The sequence below is a fragment of the Nocardia sp. NBC_01499 genome (genome assembly GCF_045040275.1).
GTDB lineage: Bacteria > Actinomycetota > Actinomycetes > Mycobacteriales > Mycobacteriaceae > Nocardia.
The window spans coordinates 6,391,451-6,406,242 of the sequence record NZ_CP109426.1 but is presented as its reverse complement, the minus strand read 5'-3'; the positions used below and the strand labels follow the sequence as shown (position 1 = coordinate 6,406,242).

General features: G+C 65.4%; 14 protein-coding genes. 1 reads left to right on the top strand and 13 read right to left on the bottom strand.

Annotated features, from left to right (window positions below; all coding sequences use genetic code 11):
- Window positions 1-33 precede the first annotated feature (33 nt).
- From OG203_RS29375 to rplJ, 13 genes are all read right to left on the bottom strand, one after another.
- The gene (locus OG203_RS29375) at window positions 34-753 is read right to left on the bottom strand and encodes a hypothetical protein (RefSeq protein ID WP_405160484.1); all 720 of its coding nucleotides are present in this window, start codon (window positions 751-753) and stop codon (window positions 34-36) included.
- 11 nt (window positions 754-764) lie between these two features.
- A complete protein-coding gene (locus OG203_RS29370) occupies window positions 765-1,484 on the bottom strand; it encodes a hypothetical protein (protein ID WP_405160483.1) in 720 nt (239 codons plus the stop codon).
- A 29-nt stretch (window positions 1,485-1,513) separates the two neighbouring features.
- On the bottom strand, window positions 1,514-2,755 hold the full coding sequence (locus OG203_RS29365; RefSeq protein WP_405160482.1) for an MCE family protein: 1,242 nt from the start codon (window positions 2,753-2,755) through the stop codon (window positions 1,514-1,516).
- Entirely contained in the window at window positions 2,752-3,921 is a 1,170-nt protein-coding gene (locus tag OG203_RS29360) for an MCE family protein (protein ID WP_405168045.1), read from the bottom strand. Before OG203_RS29360 ends, OG203_RS29365 begins: the two co-directional genes overlap by 4 nt.
- Window positions 3,922-3,986: 65 nt before the next feature.
- Window positions 3,987-5,240 (bottom strand): MCE family protein, encoded by a 1,254-nt coding sequence (locus OG203_RS29355; protein WP_405160481.1) that lies wholly within the window; start codon window positions 5,238-5,240, stop codon window positions 3,987-3,989.
- Window position 5,241: 1 nt separating this feature from the next.
- Window positions 5,242-6,252 carry an MCE family protein gene (locus OG203_RS29350; RefSeq protein WP_405160480.1) on the bottom strand — a complete coding sequence of 337 codons (1,011 nt, stop codon included), beginning with the start codon at window positions 6,250-6,252 and terminating at the stop codon, window positions 5,242-5,244.
- Complete coding sequence (locus OG203_RS29345) at window positions 6,252-7,328, bottom strand: MCE family protein (RefSeq protein WP_405160479.1); 1,077 nt, start codon at window positions 7,326-7,328, stop codon at window positions 6,252-6,254. The genes OG203_RS29350 and OG203_RS29345 overlap by 1 nt, the downstream gene beginning before the upstream one ends.
- Complete coding sequence (locus OG203_RS29340) at window positions 7,325-8,677, bottom strand: MCE family protein (RefSeq protein WP_405160478.1); 1,353 nt, start codon at window positions 8,675-8,677, stop codon at window positions 7,325-7,327. The genes OG203_RS29345 and OG203_RS29340 overlap by 4 nt, the downstream gene beginning before the upstream one ends.
- Before the next feature lie 40 nt (window positions 8,678-8,717).
- Window positions 8,718-9,584, bottom strand: coding sequence for an MlaE family ABC transporter permease (locus OG203_RS29335; protein ID WP_405160477.1), 867 nt, complete (start codon window positions 9,582-9,584; stop codon window positions 8,718-8,720).
- A gap of 3 nt (window positions 9,585-9,587) precedes the next feature.
- Window positions 9,588-10,382 (bottom strand): MlaE family ABC transporter permease, encoded by a 795-nt coding sequence (locus OG203_RS29330; protein WP_405160476.1) that lies wholly within the window; start codon window positions 10,380-10,382, stop codon window positions 9,588-9,590.
- Between the two features lie 11 nt (window positions 10,383-10,393).
- Window positions 10,394-11,470, bottom strand: a complete 1,077-nt coding sequence (locus OG203_RS29325) for an ABC transporter ATP-binding protein (RefSeq protein WP_405160475.1) — start codon at window positions 11,468-11,470, stop codon at window positions 10,394-10,396.
- A 241-nt stretch (window positions 11,471-11,711) separates the two neighbouring features.
- Complete coding sequence (rplL, locus tag OG203_RS29320; protein ID WP_357385573.1) at window positions 11,712-12,092, bottom strand: 50S ribosomal protein L7/L12; 381 nt, start codon at window positions 12,090-12,092, stop codon at window positions 11,712-11,714.
- A 65-nt stretch (window positions 12,093-12,157) separates the two neighbouring features.
- Window positions 12,158-12,706: a 50S ribosomal protein L10 gene (rplJ, locus tag OG203_RS29315; protein WP_405160474.1), complete on the bottom strand. Its 549-nt coding sequence runs from the start codon at window positions 12,704-12,706 to the stop codon at window positions 12,158-12,160.
- A 411-nt stretch (window positions 12,707-13,117) separates the two neighbouring features.
- Between rplJ and OG203_RS29310 the strand changes: the two genes are divergently transcribed.
- Window positions 13,118-14,740 (top strand): MFS transporter, encoded by a 1,623-nt coding sequence (locus OG203_RS29310; RefSeq protein ID WP_405160473.1) that lies wholly within the window; start codon window positions 13,118-13,120, stop codon window positions 14,738-14,740.
- Window positions 14,741-14,792: the final 52 nt, after the last annotated feature.

Genomic DNA, 14,792 nt, shown 5'->3' with positions numbered 1-14,792 from the left:
AGCGGAACTGAGATCCCCTGGGCCGCTGGACGATCACTGGTCGACGATGTCGCTGGCCAGCCAGCGATCGCCCACCTTCTGCATGTGCAACACGATCGGTCCCGCCACACTTTGCTGCGCGGCGCCGTTCTTCGTCGCGCTGACCACCAGGTTGACAAGCAGCTCGGCCCGATCATCGGTGAGCAATGTCACAGCGATGGGGTCGGCCTTGGCATCGGCGCTGGTCTGGGCCTGTTTTACGGCCGAGATGGTGGTGTCGGCGTACTTGTCCAGATCGGCCAACATCTTGCCGGTGAGCACCTGCTTGGCGGTGTCGCGGTAATGGTCGATGTCCTTCACGTCGTAGGCGTAGACGGTCTTCAACGCGTGATCGGCGGCCGCGCGCACCTCCTCGGTGGCCTTGTTGTCGACGAACGCCTTGTTCGAGTCGTCGACGCCAGGACGCGACGCGGCGACGGCCGCGAAGCCGCCGAGCAGCACCGCCGCGACGAGCATGGCGACGACGAGCGACCAGAACGAACGACCCGACTTCGAGCGGCCCGCACCGCGGGCGAGCTTCTTCCGGCCGCCCACCCTCTTCTTCTGCTCGGGACGCGTGTCTTCCCGAGCGGGACGCGTCGCCGCGGGCCGGGTTGTGCCCGTCACCCGCGGCTTACGGGCCGGGCTGGTGCGCGGCGCGGCGGCGCGGGCCTGCTGCTCACCGGACGGGCGGCGCTTGGAGGTGACCCGGTTGATCGGCTTACGAGAGGTCATGACTGGTTCTCCTACGATCCCGGCTTGGGCGCGGCGGGCGGCTGGTCGGCGGGCGGCGCCTGCGGGGGCTGACCCTGGCCACCGCTCAGCAGCACCGGCTGGCTCAGCGAGGAGATCTGCTCGGCCTTCCAGACATCCCCGGCCTTGGTCACGTCGACGTTCCAGGTGTAGCGGTAATCGGCGGGCGGCTTGTCCTTGCCCAGCTCGGTCACCTGCAGCACGACCAGGGCGGTTGCCTTGTCCTTCTCACTGTTCAGCGTGGTGAGCGCGGAGCCGAGCACCTTGGACTTCATGCCGACATTGGCCTGCTTGGCCAGCGTCTCGGCCTGGTCCTTGTTCTTATCGGCCGAATCGAGCAGCGCGCCGGTCATCGAGGAACGGGCGAGGGCGAGCGAGCCGGGCACGTCGTCGAGGTTCATCGAGGTCATATTGATCGCGGCCTGGCGGGCGGCGTCGAGCGCGGAGTCGCGGGCATCGCCGCGCGGGGCGTCGCTGACCGCCGAGCGCACCCAGCCTGCGCCGAACCAGACGGCGGCGACGAGGGCGACGACCAGTGCGGCCGCGGAAATGATCAGCGCGAACGCGCGGACGATCCCGGTGCGGCCGGCGGCGTCCTCGCGCGTCTCGGCCGTGGCCGCGGTAACCACGTCGGACTGATCCACGCCGTCGGCGGGGTCCGGTGATTCCTGCGGCTCGATCGAATCGAGCTGCTTTTTCAAATCAGCACTCACGCGAGACACCCTAACGTCGTCGGTCCTGGTCACCGCTTCGGTGTAACTCCCATCAGGGTTGCCATCTGCACGGCGATCGGATTCAGGTTCAGCCGTTCCGGATCGGTCTTGGGGGTGGAATCCCAAGGCTGCACGACATTCGGATCGGCGAGGTCGGCCCGCTCACCGCCGCGCACTGCGGTCGGATTACCTTGCGGCACAAGGCACTTCGCATCCTTGTTGAACGGGAACTCGTCGCGGGTGTCGTCGAAATCCGGATTCTGCGCCTTCATCTGCTCGAGGATCCGCTGCGTTCCCTCGTAGCCGACGGTACAGGCCGGCGGATTGTTGGCTTCCAGCACGAGACCGAAGTGCGTGGTGCCGTCGCCGGGCGCGGTGGCCGAGCCACCCACCGACAACTCCGGCAGGAACTGCAGCAGCGGGCGGATCGCGTAGAACTTGGGCGAGATGGTCAGCAGCAGTTGCCGCAGGTTGCCGAGGTCCTGGGTGAGCGCGCCACCGCTCTCGTGCAGCAGCGCGTCGATCTGGGTGCCCGCGTCGGCGCCGGTGCCGATCAGCCTGCGGATGTCCGGATCGCTGGAACGCAGCTGGGCGGTGAGCTTGTCGAGGCCGTCGCTGAACTCGCGGATGGCGCCGGACTGGTCGGCCTGGGTGCCGAGCACGACCTTGCTGTCGCGGATCAGCTGAATGGTCTGCGGCAGCGTCTCGTTGAACGTGGTGGTGAACTTGTTCAGCGAGTCGACGAAGACCTGCAGATCGTCACCCTTGCCGTCGAAGGCCTTGCCGAGCTCGCGCACGGTGGTGTTCAACGCCGTCAGGTCGACCGAGCGGGTGAAGGTGTCCACGCTGGCGACCAGCTGTTCCACCGGCACCGGTGTGGTCGCCGAGCTGATCACCGAGTTGTCGTGCAGGTAGGGCCCGGTGTTGGTGTCGGGCTGCAGATCGACGAACTGCTCGCCGATCGCGGAACGGTTGGCCACCACGGCTTTCGCGGACGCGGGAATCTTCGGCGAGTTCGAATCGACAATGAGGTGCAGCACAACGCCGTCGCCGGTGAGTTCCAGCTCGCCGACCCGGCCGACCGGCACACCGCGGTAGGTCACCTCGGCACCCTTGTAAAGGCCGCCGGTCTGCGCCGCCTGCACCTTCACCTCGTACTGATCCAAGCCGATCATGTGGTCGAGCCGAATGTATTTGGCACCGACGAAGACAACGCCGACCACCGCGATGACGACGAACGCGATCAGCTGCCAGCGGACCAACTTGCTCATCGGGTACCACCCACTCCGAGTTGCTCCAAAATCGCGCCAACCGGATTCGGCGGCACACCCGGCGCGGGCGGCTGCGCCATGTTCGGCGGCAGCGGCAGGATCGACACCGTCGGCCAGCCAGGCCGGGGGCCGTTGCCGTTGTAGTACGGGTTGGTCGGATTCACCGGCACCCCGGGACCCATCGGCGGGATGTACACCGGATCCGGTTTGCCGACACCGAGATTGCCCAGCGTGACACCGATCTGCTGGTCCACCGACAGCCAGGTGTTGACCGAGCCGCCGAAGGTGGACTCCAGCGTGGAGTCGGGGAACGGATAGGTCGGGATCAGCGGTGCCGCGGTGATCAGATCCGGCGCGGCCTTGCCGAGCTCCTGCAGCGTCGGGCGCAGCGAGGTCAGGTCGCGGATGAGGTCGTCCTTCGAGTGATCGAGCACGTCGAAACCGGCCTGCCCGACCCGATCAAGCTGGCTGAGCAGCCCGACCAACTGCGGACGCTGCTGCTCCAGGATCTTGACGCCTTGCGGCAGCTCATCGAGGATCTTGCCGATCTGATCGGTCTGCTGGCTCACCCTGGTGCTCAGCGTGTCGAGACCGTCGAGGGCCCTTGTGATGTCGTCGACCTGATCGTCGAGTCCCTTGATCAGGATGTTCGCCTGATCGAGCAGCGAGCGCACCCGATCCTCGCGCCCGCCGATGGTCTTGTTCAGCTCGGTGACGATCGGCTGCAGCTGCGCGACGCCACCGCCGTTGAGCAGCAACGACATCGCGCCGAGCACCTGCTCGATCTCGGTGGCGTGCCTGGTGTGGTCGACCGGGATCACCGAACCATCGGTCAGCTTCTTCGCGTCCGGATCGGTGGGCGGCTTGGACAGCTCGATGAACTTCTCGCCGAGCAGATTCGACTGGCGCACCTCGGCCCGCGCGTTGGTCGGCAGGTCGACCGAGGAGTTCACCACGGCCCGCACGGTCGCGGTCCACTGGTCTTTGCCGATCTTGATCTCCTCGACCCGGCCCACCGGCAGACCGTCGACCTTCACCGCGGACTGCGGCACCAGGTCGAGCACGTCGTCGAACTGGATGTCGAGGTGTATCGGGTGCTCGCCGACATCGGCGCCACCGGGCAGCGGGACGCTGTAGATGCCATCGGACGCGCACGAGGTGACCATGGCCGTGGCAAGACCGACAACCACCGCGGCACCGAAACCTCGTGTGACAGAACGGATTCGACTACTCACCGCTCACCTCCCTGCGACGGCGGAGTCCTATCCGACGGCGTACCAGGCACGGTGCCAGGCACCGGCGCGCGCTGCTCGTTCTCGCCGCTGAGCACGCCGAACGGCAGCACAAGCGTCGGCGTCTTCACCCCGGCGGTGATCTGGTCGGAGATCTCCTTGCAGTGATCGAGGATCGGGCGCATCTGCCTGCCGAGCGCATCGAACTGCGGATCACCCGGCCGCAACTTCGACACGTCGATCAGCTTGCACATGACACCGAGCGGGTCCTGTAGGTCGGTGAAGTTGGCGCGCATGTCGAGGGTGCCGGATTCGGCGTTGTGCACGTTGATCAGGTTGCTGAGCGCCAGCGGCAGCACCGGCAGCGCCGCGGCCAGATCGTCGCGCTGATCGGAGAGCGTCTTGGTGAGCGTGACCAGGCCCTCGGCATTGCTGGCGACCAGGTCGCGGTTGTTGTCGATGAACCGGGCGACGTCGCCGAGCGCGACCGAAAGCAGGTTCAGCGCGGCGCCGAGGTCGTTGCGTTCACCGGCAAGGAAGCTGGAGAGATCGGCGAGCTGGGTGTTGAACTGGCGCACCTGCGCGTCGTTCTTGGCCAGCATGGCGACGAAGCTCTGCAGGTTCTTCACGGTGTCGAAGATGTCGCCGCGCGCGTCGGACAGATACTTGGCGGCCTTGGACAGCTGAGTGAGGCTGTTGGCCAGCGCCTCGCCGTTGCCGTCCAGGTTCGCCGCGCCCGTGCGGACCAGGTCGTTGACCGCGCCGTCTTTGTTGGCGCCGTTGGGCCCGAGCGCGTCGGACAGTTCGGTGATGCTCTTGTACAGCTGGTCCACCTCGACCGGGGTGACCGTGCGGTCGCGCGGAATGGTCGCGGTGCGCGGCATTTTCGGGCCGCCGGTGTAGACCGGGGTCAGCTGGATGTAGCGGTCGGACACGATCGAGGGCGTGATCTGCGCGGCGCGCGCGTCGGCGGGCACATCGAAGGAGCGGTCGACGCTCATCACGATCTTGACCTGATCGCCTTGCGGCTCAACGGAATCCACCCTGCCGACCGGAACGCCGAGCACCCGGACGTCGGAGCCCTGGTAGATGCCGACCGAACGATCGAAGTACGCGGTGATCTTGGTGGTGGTCAGCCGATCGAACGTCCACCACAGCACCCCGGCGGCGACCAACGCCAGCACGACGACGAGCGCGATGGTGATCTTGGTGCCGCGCCCCGAATTCCGCAGCGCCTGCAGCCGGTCCGCCATGTCAGTTACCTCCCATGTTGCGGATCGGCGGACGAGCACCGGGGATATCCGGCAGCGCGGGCGGGATCAGGTTGACGATCACCGCGTCGAACCAGCGGCCGGTGCCGAGCACGTTGGCGTAGAGCCCGTAGAACGGCGCCGCCAGTTCCAATGTCTTGGAGATGTTCTGCTGGTTGGCATTCAGCAGATCGATCGAGCCGCGCAGGTTCTTCAGCGCAGGGCCGATCTGCTCCTCGTTGTCGTGCACCAGCGCGGTGAGCTCCGCGGACACCGTCTTGGCTCCGGTGAGCAGCTGCGCGATCGACTGCTGGCGAATGTTGAGTTCGGCGAGCAGCTGTCCGCCATTGGCGAGCAACCGCTCGAACTCCGCGTTGCGGTCGGCGAGCACCTGGGTGGTCTGCCTGGTCGCGGCGAACAGCTTCTTCAGCTCCTCGTCGCGCTTGGCCAGCGTCTCCGACAACCGGGCGACGCCGTCGATGGAGCCGCGCAGCTCCGGTGGCGTCGTGGCGAACGCGTCGGAGAGCACCCGCATGCTGGTGGCCAGCTGCGCGGTGTCGATCTGGTCGATGTTCTTCGCCGCGTCGGTGAACGCGTCCACCACGTCATACGGGGAAACGGTGCGCGACAACGGAATCCGGCTCGACGGGTCGGCCGCCTTGGAGCCCTTCGGGTCAAGCGCCAGGTACTTCTGGCCGAGCACGGTCTTGATCTGGATCGAGGCGGTGGTCTCGCTGCCGATCCAGGCGTCCTGGGTGCGGAAGTCGACGAGCACCTTGGGCCCGTCGAGGCGCACATCGGACACCGAACCGACCTTCACGCCCGCGATGCGGACCTCGTTGCCCTTCTTCAGGCCCGCGGCCTCGGAGAATTCGGCGGTGTACTTGGTGCCGGCGCCGATGATCGGCAACCGGTCAAGGAAGAACGCCGATACCGTCACCAGCAACACCATCGCCAGGCCGAGCACACCCATGAAGACGGGGCTGCGGCGTCCGAGCAGAATCCGGTCGTCCATCAGCGGGCCTTCCCGGAGCAGCGCGGCGCCGCGTTGGTGTACAGCGGCTGGTTGATTGTCGGCAGTCCAGCGGGCAGGTTCAGGTTCGGTGCGTCCGCCGTGCCCGGCCCGACGACGATGTCGATACCGCACAGATAGAACTGGAACCAGGAGCCGTAACTGCCGACCCTGCCGAGCTTTTCCATTTTGATCGGCAGGTTGCGCAGTACTTCGTTCACATCGGACTGGCGGTCGTTGATGGTGCCGGTGAGCTGGCTCAGTCCCGCGATCGAGCCCTGCAGCGTCGGGCGCACCGGGACGAGCAGGTCGGCGGTGGCCGAGGCCAGGTTGCCGAGCGAGGTCACCGAACGGCCGATCGTGTCTCGCTCTGCGGACAGCCCGCTGACCAGCGCCTCGGTATTGACGATGAGCTGGTTGAACTGGTCGTCACGCTGGTTGACCGTGTCGAGCACCGCGGTCAGGTTGTGCACGAGCTCACCGATCACCGCGTCCTTGTCCGCGATCTTGTTGGTCAGGCTCGCGGTGGTGGCGACCAGGTCGTGGATCGTGCCCTGCTCACCCTGGAACACCTGGATGATCTCGAAGGAAAGCTTGTTCACGTCGTCGGCGGTCAGCGTGCGGAACAGCGGACGGAAGCCGTTGAACAGGGTGGTCAGGTTGAGCGCGGGATTGGTGCGCTCGAGCGGAATGGTGCCGCCCGCGTTGAGCTTTCGACCCTGCTCGCCCGTGCCCTGCTCGAGCGAGATGTAGCGCTGGCCGACCAGGTTGCGGTAGCGGATGCTCGCGGTGGTCGAGGCGGGCAGCCAATTCCGGTCGGTGAGTTCGAATTTCACCTCGGCAAGGCGCTTGTCGACGATCGAGATGTTGGTGACCTTGCCGATCCGCACACCGGCGACGCGCACCTCGTCACCCTTGTTCAGCGAGGTGACGTCGGTGAAACGAGCCTTGAACTCGGTGCCGTTGCCGCTGTAGTTGGCGATGGACAGGCCGAGCACGGTGGTCGCGAAGATGGTCACGAGCACGAAGATGATCAGCTTGGCGAGCGGGCCGCCAAGGCCGCGCAGTTTCTGCTTCATCGAAGGCTCACCTCGCTGCCACGGAACGCGGGCGCGCCGACCCTGGTCACCCAGCTCGGCACCTGATCAGGCGAAACACCCTGGGCCGCACCGTAGATCGCGCCGAGCGACTGCTGCTCCATCGGCGAGCCTGCGATGGTCGCGACATTGCTCGCCGGGTAGACGCCGAACTGCGGCGGCGACAGCTTGCCCGACTCCAAATCGCCGGGGTTGCGGCTCGGTACGGGGTAGGAGCCGTCGTTGTTCACGCCACCGATGTACTGGCCGGAGTCGACACCGAGCGGCTTTTCCGGAACACACCATGGCCCACGGTCATCCAGCCACCGCGGCTCGTCCTGGTTCGGCAGGTACTTGCCGCGCGGGTTGGTCAACTCGATGGTCACCCGGGAACCGGGATGGTCGCTTCCCTTGCCGAGAATCTGGTCGATGCGCGGCTTGAGCTGGGCGAAGTTGGCCATCACGCACGGGAAGGTCGGCGAGTAGGTGGCCAGCTGCTCGAGCAGCGGGCGCGAATCGGCGGCAAGGTCGATGATGTTGTCGCGGTTGGCGACCAGGAAATCGGCGCTGTCCGAGGAGGCGGGGGTCAGCACGGCATACAGCGAGTCGATGTCGAAACGCCGTTGCACGATGGTCGCGTTGGTGGTCCGCAGATTGTCCAGCGCGTTGACCAGCTGCGGCGCGGCGTCGGAGTAGGTGGCGGCCACCTCGGCGAAGCTGCGCAGATCCTGCTGCAGGTCCGGCATGACGCCGTTGACCTGACGGAAGATGTTGTCCAGCTTGTCAACACTCTCGCCGAGCGCGACACCCTGCCCGGACAGCGCCTGGGACAGCGCGCCGAGGGTGGCGGCGAGATCCTGCGGCGGAATCGCCTGCAGCAGCGGCATCAGGTCGTCGAGCAGCTTGCTCAGTTCGATCGCGTTGCCGCTCTTATCCTGTTGCAGCGTCACGCCGTTGGTCAGGTGCGACGCGCTGCGGTCGGCGGGGATCATCAGATCGACGTACCGCTCGCCGAACAGCGTCTTCGGCAGCAGCCGCGCGGTCGCGTTGGCCGGGATCTGGTCGGCCTTGTCCGGCTGGATGGCCAGATGCAGTGTCACCTTGCCGTTGTCGGAGTTGCTCGACCGCACATCGCCGACGGTGATGCCGCGCACCTTCACGTCCGCGTTCTTGGTCAGCGCGTTGCCGACGCTGTCGGTGATCAGGTCGACATCGACCGTCTTCACGAACTGCTTGTTGTAGATCGCGATGGTCGTCGCGAGAAACAGCGCGACCACCACGAAGAACGCGATGCCGAGAACTCGGATGCGCAGTTTCTCGGTCGACCGCCACACCTGCACGCCGCGACTCATGACCGGACCTCGCTGGCGCTCGACTCAGTGACCCGCGCGCTCATCCCGCCACTCGCACAGTGGTCGTGGTTCCCCAAATGGCAAGGCTGAGGAAGAAATCGAGCACGTTCACCAGCACGATCGCGGCACGCACCGCGCGGCCGACCGCGACGCCGACACCGGCCGGTCCGCCGGTGGCATGGAAGCCGTAGTAGCAGTGCACCATGATGATCACGAACGCGAACACCAGCACCTTGACGAACGAATAGAGCACGTCTTCCGGTGGTAGGAACAGGCTGAAGTAGTGGTCGTAGGAACCGCTGGATTGCCCGTTGAACCAGATGCTGATCATCCGCGACGCCAGGAACGTGCCGAGCAGGCCGACGATGTAGAGCGGGATCACCGCGAGGAATCCGGCGATGACGCGGGTGGTGACCAGGAACGGCACGCCGGGCACCGCCATCACCTCGAGCGCGTCGATCTCCTCGGAGATCCGCATGGCGCCGAGCTGCGCGGTGAAACCACAGCCCACCGTCGCCGACAGCGCCAAAGCCGCGACCAGCGGCGCGATTTCGCGGGTATTGATATAGGCGGTGAGGAAGCCGGTGAGCACGGAGCTGCCGAGCGCGTCAAGCGCCTTGAAGCCCTGCAGGCCGACGACGACGCCGACCGAGCCGGACATGAACACGATGACGCCGATGGTGCCGCCGATCACCGCGAGCGCGCCGCTGCCGAAGGTCACCTCGGCGAGCAGCCGCATGACCTCCTTGCGGTAATGCACCGCGGTGCGCGGGATCCAGGCGATGGCGCGCGAGTAGAACGACATCTGCTCGCCCGCCCGGTCGATCACCTTCAGCGGTGCGCGAACGACATTGCGCGCCTGGCGCAGCGACTTGGCGAGAGCAGGGTTGCGGTACTGGGTAGCCACCGGTCAGGCGCCCTTGGCCGGGACGACCTGCAGGTACACCAGGGTGAGGATGAGGTTCACGAAAAACAGCACCAAGAACGTGATCACCACGGATTGGTTCACCGCTTCACCTACTCCCTTCGGGCCACCCTTGGGATGCAATCCCTTGTACGCGGCGATCACACCGGCTATCAAACCGAATACCAGCGCCTTGAATTCACCGATCCACAGGTCCGGCAGCTGCGCCAGCGCCGAGAACGAGGCGAGGTAGGCGCCCGGCGTTCCGCCCTGCAACAGCACGTTGAAGAAGTAGCCGCCCGCGATACCGACCACCGAGACAAGGCCGTTGAGCAGCAGCGCGACCAGCGTCATGCCCAGCACCCTCGGCACAACCAGCTTGTGCACCGGATCGACGCCGAGCACCTCCAGCGCGTCGATCTCCTCACGGATGGTGCGCGAGCCGAGGTCGGCGGCGACCGCCGAACCGGCCGCCCCCGCGATGATCAGCGCCGTGACGATCGGTGCCGCCTGCTGCACGGTGGCGAGCACACTTGTTGCGCCGGTGAAGGATTCGGCACCGAGCTGTTTGATCAACGAGCCGGTCTGCAGCGCGACGACCGCGCCGAAGGGGATAGCGACGAGTGCGCTGGGCAGAATCGAGACACTCGCGATGAACCACGACTGCTCGATGAACTCCCGCCACTCGAACGGCCGGCGAAACGTCTTGCGCAAAACATCGACGAACAGCGCAAAGATGTTGCCGGCCTGGCCAAACCCCGACTCCAGTGGAGTCCGCAATCGCGCCAGGGAGGAATTCACGATCGCAGATGTTACCCGTTAGTTGTGTTGTGTCGAGTAGTGGTCTCGTACGCGCCGCCCTGGTAACCACCCTGGTCGCTGTTGTTGTACGCGAGCACCTGCGTCTCGTCGTTCTGATCAAGTGACTCGCGAATCGCGGTCTGGGCCGCGTGCGGCAGCGTATGCATGATCTCGCGGACCCGCTCCTTGCGGCGGTTTACCGCCTGGCGCACCGGCATGCCCGGGGTCGCCTGCATCTGCGGGATGATGCCCTCGACCTCTTCGGCACCGCCGTGGTGATGGCCACCGTCGAACATCGCTTGCTCGCGCGCCATCTGGGCCTCGTCCTTCTCCTCGGACATGCCGATCGGGCCCTGCATGCGTCCGTTGAGGAACTGCTTGACCACCGGCTCGTCGGAGGTCAGCAGCACCTCGCGCGGGCCGAACATGACCAGCTGGCGACGGAACATCATGCCGATGTTGTCCGGCACGGTGCGGGCCAGGTTGATGTTGTGCGTGACGATCAGAATGGTGGCGTCGATCTGCGCGTTGATGTCGATCAGCAGCTGGCTGATGTAGGCGGTGCGCACCGGGTCGAGGCCGGAGTCCGGCTCGTCGACGAGGATGATCTGCGGGTCGAGCACGAGGGCACGGGCCAGGCCAGCGCGCTTGCGCATACCGCCGGAGATCTCACCGGGCAGCTTGCCTTCGGCCCCGAGCAGACCGGTCAGCTCCAGCTTCTCCATGACGATCTTGCGGATATCGGATTCCGACTTCTTCGTGTGTTCACGAAGCGGGAATGCGACGTTGTCGAACAGGTTCATCGAGCCGAACAGCGCGCCGTCCTGGAACAGCACACCGAAGAGCTTGCGGATCTCGTAGAGATCCTTGTTGGAGCAGGTGGTGATGTCGGTATCGCCGATGAAGATCGAGCCGCGCTCCGGGCGCAGCAGGCCGATCAGCGACTTCAGAAAGACTGACTTGCCGGTACCCGACGGGCCGAGCAAAGCGCTGACCTCGCCGGTCGGCAAGGTCAGGGAGACATCCTGCCAAATTCGCTGGGATCCGAAGGACTTGGTAATGCCTTCGGTTCTGACCTCGACGCCCACGCCTACCTCCACAATTTCTCAGCGAGCTGCCCACCAGCTAACCGCGTGCTCGGTCTCGCGGTGTGTCACGTCACAGTGGGTCGGGCCACTGTATCCCAAGAGCGAGACGGCGCACACCCCAACCTGACTGAAGAGTAACCCCGTTTCATTCTCTATTTCCGGATTGTTGGCGCAGGTCGCCACAAATAGCAAACGGGCGGCCCCCAAAGTGGGGACCGCCCGTCGGCGATTCGGTCGGGAATTACTTGACCGAGACCTTGGCGCCGGCTTCTTCCAGCTTCGCCTTGGCGGCCTCGGCGGCATCCTTGGCAACCTTCTCCAGGATGGCCTTCGGCGCGCCCTCGACGAGGTCCTTGGCTTCCTTCAGGCCCAGGCCGGAGACGATCTCGCGGACCACCTTGATGACCTGGATCTTCTTGTCGCCCGCACCCTCGAGGATGACGTCGAACTCGTCCTGCTCTTCGACGGCCTCGGCGGCCGCACCCGGGCCGGCCGGACCGGCGACGGCGACGGGAGCGGCGGCGGTGACCTCGAACTTCTCTTCGAACTTCTTGACGAAGTCCGACAGCTCGAGCAGGGTCATGTTGCCGAAGGTCTCCAGCAGTTCGTCAACGTTGGCCATGATGTTGTTCCTTTCGGTAGTTGTTGTCTATGAGGGCGAGCCGCGCGCGAATCACCCGCATGGGGTTATTCAGCGGCAGCGGCGGGTTCGCCACCGGCTTCGGCCTGCTTCTTCTCCACGAGCGCGGCGGCAAGGCGAGCCACCTGCGACGCGGGAGCGTTGAACAGACCGGCGGCCTTCGCCATGTTGCCCTTCATCGCACCGGCCAGCTTGGCCAGCAGGACCTCGCGGGACTCCAGGTCGGCGATCTTCTCGACCTCGGACACGGACAGCGGTGCGCCGTCCATGTAGCCGCCCTTGATGATGAGCGCCTTGTTGTCCTTCGCGAAGGTCTTGAGGGCCTTCGCCGCGGTGACAGGCTCGCCACTGATGAAGGTGATCGCGGTCGGTCCGACGAACAGGTCGTCGAGGCCTTCCACGCCAGCTTCGGCAGCAGCGCGCTTGACCAGGGTGTTCTTGGCGACGGAGTACGTGGCTTCGGCGCCAAGCGCACGTCGCAGTTCGGTGAGCTTGCCGACCGACAGACCACGGTATTCCGTGACCACGGTGGCAGTGGAGCTCTTGAACTGCTCCGCGATCTCCTCGACCGCAGTGACCTTCTCGGGTTTTGCCATACTTCGCCTCCTCTCTGATGGTCGGTATGAAACGGACTACCGATCATGGGGACGGCGACAAAACAAACGCCCCGGACGCAAGGCGTTCCGGGGCGCACACATAACTGACGGCCTCGGTTCTCCCTGCGTGGGCCGCCGGCAATGTCGCCGGACCTTCGACCGAACCCATGCGGGCTCGACGACCAACGGTCTTCGGTAGAACGGATTGGGTAGGAATCGAACTAGTCGATAACTGTTGTCCAATGTACCTGGACCTACCCCCATCTGCCAAAACGGGGTAGGCCCGCACGGAATAGGGACTATTCAGCAACCAATTTCATGTGCGGTGCGTCACATCAATCTCACTATGTGGCCGAGATCGCTGCTTGAAGGTGTTACCAACAGTGACAGTTACTGTTTGACTGCTGAACTATGGCAACCTCCATAGTCGATCCACCGGTGCTGCTGGAACGACGTAACCAGCGCTTTCTCGCCTTGGCCGTGATCTGCCTCGCCGAACTGCTTGTCGTCCTCGACAACACCATCGTGAACGTGGCACTGCCCTCGATCGGGGTGCAGCTGCAAACCGGTATCAGCGGCCTGCAGTGGGTCGTCGATGCGTACACCCTCACCTTCGCCGGGCTGTTGCTCGCGTTCGGCAACCTCGGCGACCGGCTCGGCCGTCGGCGGGTCATGGTCGTCGGGCTCGCCGGGGTCGGCATCATGTCGATCGCTGGCGCGCTGTCCGGTTCGATGGGCGGCGTGATCACCGCGCGTGCCGCGATGGGCGTGTTCGCCGCTGCCGTCTTCCCCGCGACGCTGGCCCTGATCATCAACATCTTCCACGACAAAGGCGAACGGGCCCTTGCCATTGCCGCGTGGACCGCCATGGCCGGCTTCGCCATCGCGATCGGCCCGATCTCGGGCGGCTGGCTGCTGGAGCACTTCACCTGGCATTCGGTCTTCTGGATCAACGTGCCGCTGGCCGTCGTCGCGATCGCCGCCACCCTGCTCTTGGTGCCCGAATCGCGCTCCTCGCAGGTCGGCCGGCTCGATGTACCCGGCATCGGGTTGTCCATCGCCGGCATCACGCTGGTGGTCTGGTCCATCATCGAGGCGCCGCGCTTCGGCTGGCTCTCCACCACGACACTGAGCACCGGTACGCTCGGCATAATCCTGGTCGTCGCGTTCGTCGTCTGGGAATTACGCACTGCGGCACCGATTCTCGATATGACACTGTTCCGCAATCGGCGATTCTCGATGCCCGCCTTGTCCATTGCGATCTGCTACTTCTCGATGTTCGGCTTCCTTTTCTTGATCACTCAGTATTTCCAAGGGGTGCGTGAATACACGCCGCTCGAATTCGGTATCGCCTCACTACCTTTCGCGTTTTCGGTGGCGATCGGCGCACCGATCGCGACACTGCTCGCGCAGCGATTCGGGCCGACACCGGTGATCGTCACCGGCCTGTTGAGCACCGGGCTCGGGTTATATCTTGGCGGTCAGGTGACGGTGGACAGTCCGTATGTCACCGACGTGCTACCCGCGATGGTGTTCATGGCGCTTGGTGTCGGCATCGTGCAGGGACCGGCCACCGAATCGATCATGGGGTCGCTACCGCTCAACGAGGCGGGCGCCGGGTCCGCGGTCAACGACACCACCCGTGAGATCGGCGGCACCCTCGGTGTCGCGGTGCTCGGCTCGATCGTCGCGTCGTACTACACGACCAGGATCTCCCCGCGGATCGACGCGGTGCCAGCCAATTTGATGAACGCGAACGAGAAGGGCTTGGTGAAGTCCAGCCCGCTCAGCGTGCTCGAGCTCCGCAAGCGCCCGCTCCCCCAGTTCTTCGAGAGCCAGCGCGAAAACCTCATCATCGCAATGAAAACGGCCGCACTCGAGGGCTCGCATACGGCATCGCTGGTCGCGGCGGCGGCGGTCGTGGTGTGCGCGATCGTCGTTGCCGTGTTCCTGCCGTGGGGTGCGCCGGAGGGCGAGTCGGTGCTGCTCGCCTGGCGCAAAGGCGCGCAACCGCAGGAGGATTCGACCAGCTGACCGACCTCGGTCGGTGCGCAGACGAAGGCCGGGACTCGGACGCGTTCCGGCC